The organism is Candidatus Aminicenantes bacterium (assembly GCA_011049425.1).
In the GTDB taxonomy this organism is placed as follows: domain Bacteria; phylum Acidobacteriota; class Aminicenantia; order UBA2199; family UBA2199; genus UBA876.
The window spans coordinates 23,426-29,880 of sequence record DSBM01000052.1 but is presented as its reverse complement, the minus strand read 5'-3'; the positions used below and the strand labels follow the sequence as shown (position 1 = coordinate 29,880).

The following is a 6,455-nucleotide window of genomic DNA, read 5'->3' as shown; positions in this document are numbered from 1 at the left end:
CAATTTCCGAAACTCTGAAACCGACATGAATTCATCAATAGATCGATTCAACCACGCCGCGTCCCGGCCCAACCCGGTGACTTTGCCATAGACCCACGGAACGATCCTGCCCAGGTAGATACGGAAAAAAGCCCGCAACAGTCGGGAACGGGGGGGAAAGAAATCCAATATCATGAGGATCCCCCCCGGACGCAGGGTTCTGTGGCATTCCCGGATGGTTTTTTCCAGGTTTTCCAGGTTGCGCATAACAAATCCTGAAATCACCCCGTCCCAGGTATTATCGCGAAACGGCAGGGCTTCTCCCTGTGCCTGGACGGGCAGGAAAGCCCTTCCAAGCCTTTTCCCTCTGGCCAGCATGGCGTAACTCGGATCTACACCAACGCAGAAAGCCCGATGTTTTGTCAGGCCCTCAGACATCTGCCCGCCGCCGCTGCCCAGGTCCAGGATGCGGCCGCTTAAGCGAAGTCCCCGCAGTGAGCGATACCGCCACCAGGCATCCAAACCCAGGCTGGACAGGTGGTTGAAACGATCGTAATGATCCGCCATGCGGCCAAACAGTCCCCGCGGCCGCGAGTCACTCAGGTCCGGTGCGGTTGTCAAATGCGGATTATTCCACCCGGGCGCGCCGCGAATCCCAGTACAGGTAACCCAGCAGCAGTAGGAACATGACAAATCCCAGGGCCTCGCCGCCGAATGATTCCTGCCAGTGCTCGGTCCCCAGGGAGCGGATCATGGACCATCCTTCGCCGAATACCAGTTGGCCGAAATAGATAATGGCCGCGGCCACCACTCCCATGATGGCCCCGCCGGCAATGAATCCGGATGCAATCAGGGTCCCCCGCTCCTTGCGCGCGGTCTGTAGTTTTTTGTCACTGCTGCTGCGGGAAACAAAATGCGCGATCAGGCCTCCGGCCAGCAGGGGTGTATTGAGGTAAAGCGGCAGGTACATCCCCAGGGCGAAGGCCAGCGGCGGAACACCGATAAACTCCAACACAATGGCCAGCATGATTCCCGCCAGGTAGAGCAGCCAGGGAGCCGGTTGGCCGGTCATCAAGGGCTTGAGTACCGCCGCCATGGCCGAAGCCTGGGGCGCTTCCAGTCCACCCGGACCGAATCCATATGTCTTGTAGAGCATCAAAATCACCAAACCGACCGCGGCCGCGGAAAGCAGGGTACCCAGAAACTTGTAACGCTGCTGGGTGACCGGAGTTGTGCCAAGCCAGTAGCCGATCTTTAAATCGGTGATAAAGCCACCGGCCATGGCAAGGGCGGTACAAACCACGCCACCGATCAACAGCGCGGCCAACATCCCCTGTTCACCTTTCAGGCCCACGGAAACCAAAATTACCGAAGAGATGATCAGGGTCATCAACGTCATTCCCGAGACCGGGTTCGTGCCCACAATGGCGATGGCCCGGGCGGAAACCGTGGTAAACAGGAAAGAGATAATGGTCACAATGGCCAGGCCCACCAGGGCATGGTACCAGTTGCCTTCCACCACTCCCAACAGGAAAAAGGCGAACACGCCCATCAAGGTGGCAAAAATCAGGATGACATTCCATTTCATGGACATGTCGCGCTGCAGCCGTTCCGGGCGCTTACCCTCATGTTCAATGCCTTGGCCGGTGATTTCACGGGCAGCCAGGCGAAAGGCTCCCACGATGATGCCGCGGGACTTGATAATGCCGATGATCCCGGCCGCGGCGATGCCGCCGATACCGATATGGCGTACGTATTCACCAAAGATTTCGATCGGCAGCATATCGGATATGGGCTTGGCGGCGTTCAGGATGGGTACAGGATTGAACTGGCCGATGTAGTAGATGGCCGGCACCAGTACCCACCAGGAAAGAAAGGACCCGCAGGCAATAATCAGGGAATATTTCAGGCCGATGATGTAACCCAGGCCGGTTACGGCGGCCCCGATATTGACGTTGAATTCCAATTTGACGGAGTCCGCCAGTTTGCGGCCCCATGAGAAGACACGGGTTGAGACAATCTCTTTCCAGAACCCCAAACCGGAAACCATGAAGTCGTACAAACCACCGATGAACAGTGCTTTCACCAGAATTCGCGCCTGGTTCCCGCCCGCTTCCCCGGCCACAAGCACCTCGGTGGTCGCCGTGGCTTCGGGAAAGGGGAATTCCCCGTGCATATCCGCCACGAAATACTTGCGGAAGGGAATCAGGAAAAGAATGCCCATGAACCCGCCCAGCAATGATGCCATAAACACCTGCATGAACGTGGCTTCCAGACCCAGGATGTAGAGTCCGGGGATGGTAAAGATGGCCCCGGCCACGATCAGTCCCGAACTGGCGCCGATGGACTGGATGATGACGTTTTCCGACAAGGCGTTGCGCCGCCCCGTCATGACCGAAAACCCCACAGCCAGGATGGCGATGGGAATGGCGGCCTCGAACACCTGGCCGATTTTCAGACCAAGGTAAGCCGCGGCCATCGAGAACAAAACAGCATAAAACATGCCCCAGAAAAGGGAATAGGGAGTTACTTCCGGCAACGGCCGGTCAGCGGGAACCACGGGACGGTACGTTTCTCCTTCTTCCAGTTTGCGATAGGCGTTTTCCGGCAAGCCGGTGGGACGGTCTTGCCCCCTGAGTTGATCATGGCTCATGCTCGGCCACCTCCGATTCGGAACGCTCTCAACCGCCAAAAAGGGCGGAAATTCAGATTGAGGCTAGCACACCAACCACGCTAATTCAAGACGTCACCGATCAATGGAAATCACGGCCTTCACCAGCTTGCGGTTGACACCCGAATCGGGCCTGTGCTACCATGCAAAGCGGATCTTGAGGGTAAAACCGCCTTTCTGGAGGGTGTCATGGACGTATCCACAAGTTACATGGGACTGGAGTTGCGCAACCCCATCATTATCGGCAGTTGTGGCTTTACGGGTTCCTTGGACAGCATTCGTCGCCTGGAGGACCACGGCGCGGCCGCGGTCGTACTCAAATCCATTTTTGAAGAACAGATCCTGAATGAAGCGGGCGCTCTGCACGAAGGCTCGATGGGCCACGCCGAAGCCGCGGATTACATCACCCAGTACACCCGCCGCCACAGCTTGGAAGAATACCTGCGCCTCATCCGCGATTGCCGGGAAAAAACCGACATCCCCGTCATTGCCAGCATCAACTGCGTTTCCGCTTCTGAGTGGACGGACTACGCGCGTCAGATTGAACAGGCCGGCGCCCATGCGCTGGAACTCAATCTGTTCGTATTGCCCGCGGACACCCAACAGGACGGTGAAGCCGTTGAAGAGATATATTTCAACATCGTCAGCCAGGTCACGGCCCAGGTAGTCATTCCCGTCGCCCTGAAGATCAGCCCCTATTTTTCCAGCCTGGCCAATACCGCGTTTAATCTCTCGGTACGCAATGTGGCCGCCCTGGTCTTGTTCAACCGCTTCTACAGCCCGGACATAGACCTCAAAACCATGCAGGTGACGAGTGGAGAAGTCACCAGTTGTCCCCACGAGAACGCCATGGTGTTGCGCTGGATCGCACTACTGGCAGGCCGCGTACACTGCGACCTGGCTGCCACAACCGGCATTCACGATGGTGCCGCCGCAATCAAAAACATCCTGGCCGGAGCTGCTGCCGTGCAGATCGCATCGGCCATCTACAAGCAGGGGCCGGAAGTCGTGGCTTCCATGCTGACGGAAATCCGGCAGTGGATGGAGGAGACCGGCGTGACGCGGCTTCGTGATATAATCGGCCGGTTGAGCCGCAAACGCATCGATGCCCCGCAACTCTACGAGCGCGCCCAATTCATGAAGTACTTCGCCGGCGCCGAAGACTGATTCCCAGCCGGAAAAATGGCTGCGGAAATTCCCCTTGCCGCCGGCTCGACCACTGCGTTTATCACACGCTGGTGGGTAGCCGCCCGCCCCTTTTCTTTTCCAGCTTCCACCATGCCTGTACTTTTCGGAGCTCTGCTGGCCGCCGTTCTGACTGCCGGGTCGCCGCACTGGGGACGTTTGCTGCTGTCTTTGGCCGCCATGCTGCTGTTGCAGTCCGGGGCCAACATCCTCAATGACGCAACCGATTTCCGGCGCGGACTGGACCGGGAACCTACCCCGGGCAGCGGCGCCGTGGTCCGGCGCCTGCTGACACCTCGCCAAGCCATTCGCGGCGCCGCGCTTCTCTTTGGCATGGGCACGCTTCTGGGTTTTTTCCTGGCCTGGCAAACCACATGGTGGCTGCTGGCCGTGGGTGCCACCGGCGTCACCCTGGGTGTCTTATACACCCCGGGAGGAGCGCCGGCCTTGAAATACCGGGGTTTGGGAGACGTGGCGGTCTTTTGCGCTTTCGGTCTGCTGGGCAGTCTGGGATCCTGGATGGTGCAGACCGGCTCCGCCGCCTGGCCACCCGTGATTTACGCCTTGCCGCTGGGCCTGCTGGTGGCGGCCATTCTCCATGCCAACAACTGGAGAGACGCTCCCACGGATTACCGGGGAGGAATCCTTACCCCGGCCATCATTCTGGGTGACCGCGGTTCGTCAATCTATTTCCACATCCTGCTGATTTTACCGTTCCTGCTGGTGCCCTTGTTTGTGACGTTACCACGCTGGGTTGCCCCGCATCCTTCTCCCCTGCCGGCAACCTGCCTGGCATCCCTGGCGGCCTTTCCTGTTGCCCGGCACCTGCTCGTCCGCGCCCGGCGGCGTCACTCATCCATGAACCCTATGGACTTTATCGCACTTGACGGCGCCACAGCACGATTGAATCTGATTTTCGGCCTGCTGCTCAACGCCGGCCTGGCGTTCCACCTGGTGCTGCAACCGTAATACAATTAGAAAGGGCGCCCCGCCGAATCAGACGGCCTACCTGCCAACCAGGAAATCCAGTCATCCTGAATCGAGAGAGAATTTTACTCGATGGCGATCACTTTGCAGTCAGGCGTCCGCCCACGAGGCTCATGAGCCGAAAAATCCACGCACTGGGCAATTTTATTAAAAACCACGAGGGTTTCGACCAGCGAATCGCGAATGGCGTCACAGGTGATGGTCGCGCCGCTTACGGCATCCACTTCCGGTGTTTGCCCCGGTTTTAATCCGACCAGTTGCTCCAGAAAACCCATGCGAATCAAACGTTGCACGTAAGGCGGGGTATCCTCCGACTCAACCACTTTGACTTCCTTCACCACGCCATTCAAATCCAGCAGTACCAGACAATTGGTGATTCCACGGTAACCCTCAACTTGTGAGTAATCCGCGGTGAACAGACCCACCAAACATTCATCCTGCCGCCTTACCATGGCGAAACGGAAACCATCGGCTTCATAGAGCTGGAAATCCTTTTGACTGCCAACGATCCGGTTCAGAATGCGGCGGCATTTCTGGTGATGGGAGTGTTTTTGCTTACGGCGGCGCTGAGGATCCGCATCAGCCGCGGACAGCACAATCCCCGCCGTGAACAGGCACAAGACCAGCATCGCGGTTTTATGTGTTTTCATTGCGTTTCCTCTCGATGAATCATCATGTACATTTTTCGGTCTACAAGGTGTAAAACGTCCACATGAATCCCAGTGTCCAAACCACATCCGCGCTTTTCATGGCACGCTGGGCATAAGGGATGTTTACGATCAGGTAGATCTTGCGTTTTTCATACTGGTCACCCATTGGGAACAACTCGGCATGAAGCATGACCGCGTGATTGTACCCCCGGTTAAGGGTATTGTCCAGGTTGACCAGGCTCATATCCTCTTCCACGCCGAACCAGCCGGTCAGTCCGGCTCCGCACCCCAGGAAACGGAAAGGGGCGCCTTCAAGCTTGAGCTGGTAATTCAGCGTATCCGCGATGTTGTGACCGCTGCGCCCCCAGCCCTTGACTTCCCGGGCCGTGCCCTTCCAATTGTAGAGGGCGTGACCCGCAATCTCGACTCCCGAGGAACCAATTTCAAAATGCCACATTGGGCCCAGTTTGAACTGGTCGACTCCGGGCCCGATCCCCACCAGCAGGTTTTCATCCTTGTTATTCACCGCGAATCCATAGCTGGCGCCCAGGCCCAGTTTCAAGTGCCGCAATCCGCCGGCCTTGTGTTTGTCCAGAAAAAACCACTGCCCGGAAAGCCAGATCTGCGTCAGGTCCTTCTCGCTAAGGCTGAGGAATTGACCCGTGTTGTTGATTTTGTCCGCCTCCCCCCAGGTATACTTGAGATTCACTCCCACATTCAGGTTGTGCAGGATACCGTAACCCAGGCGGAAATCCAGCTGGCGGAAGGAAGCGTCCTGCAGTCCCCGCTCTTCACTGTTCATGGCGACCATGCGCTCCGCCGTGGTGGACCACTTGTCCGTAAAATTCATGACCTTCAAGGTCAAACGCGGCCAGATCACGCCCTTACCGATCCCTTTGGAACAGCCGATCGTGTCCTCTGCGCCGAGGGGCAGAGACACCAATAACCCTATCATCACTAAACTACCTACAATCCTTTTCATT

At 57.5% G+C, this 6,455-nt stretch carries 6 protein-coding genes; 2 read left to right on the top strand and 4 right to left on the bottom strand.

What is annotated here, in order from left to right; all coding sequences use genetic code 11:
* Both ENN40_03775 and ENN40_03770 read right to left on the bottom strand, forming a co-directional pair.
* Positions 1-600: methyltransferase domain-containing protein (locus tag ENN40_03775; GenBank protein HDP94463.1), on the bottom strand; the 600-nt coding region annotated here is incomplete at its 3' end.
* A 7-nt stretch (positions 601-607) separates the two neighbouring features.
* Entirely contained in the window at positions 608-2,632 is a 2,025-nt protein-coding gene (locus ENN40_03770) for an oligopeptide transporter, OPT family (GenBank protein ID HDP94462.1), read from the bottom strand.
* 207 nt (positions 2,633-2,839) lie between these two features.
* On the opposite strand from ENN40_03770, the gene ENN40_03765 reads away from it, so the two are divergent.
* Positions 2,840-3,817 (top strand): dihydroorotate dehydrogenase-like protein, encoded by a 978-nt coding sequence (locus tag ENN40_03765; GenBank protein ID HDP94461.1) that lies wholly within the window; start codon positions 2,840-2,842, stop codon positions 3,815-3,817.
* Between the two features lie 15 nt (positions 3,818-3,832).
* On the top strand, positions 3,833-4,804 hold the full coding sequence (menA, locus tag ENN40_03760; protein ID HDP94460.1) for a 1,4-dihydroxy-2-naphthoate octaprenyltransferase: 972 nt from the start codon (positions 3,833-3,835) through the stop codon (positions 4,802-4,804).
* An 83-nt stretch (positions 4,805-4,887) separates the two neighbouring features.
* Here menA and ENN40_03755 read toward each other — a convergent pair whose 3' ends face one another.
* Together ENN40_03755 and ENN40_03750 are read right to left on the bottom strand one after the other, a co-directional pair.
* A complete protein-coding gene (locus ENN40_03755; GenBank protein ID HDP94459.1) occupies positions 4,888-5,559 on the bottom strand; it encodes an FMN-binding protein in 672 nt (223 codons plus the stop codon).
* Entirely contained in the window at positions 5,513-6,427 is a 915-nt protein-coding gene (locus ENN40_03750; protein ID HDP94458.1) for a hypothetical protein, read from the bottom strand. The genes ENN40_03755 and ENN40_03750 overlap by 47 nt, the downstream gene beginning before the upstream one ends.
* Between the last annotated feature and the right edge of the window lie 28 nt (positions 6,428-6,455).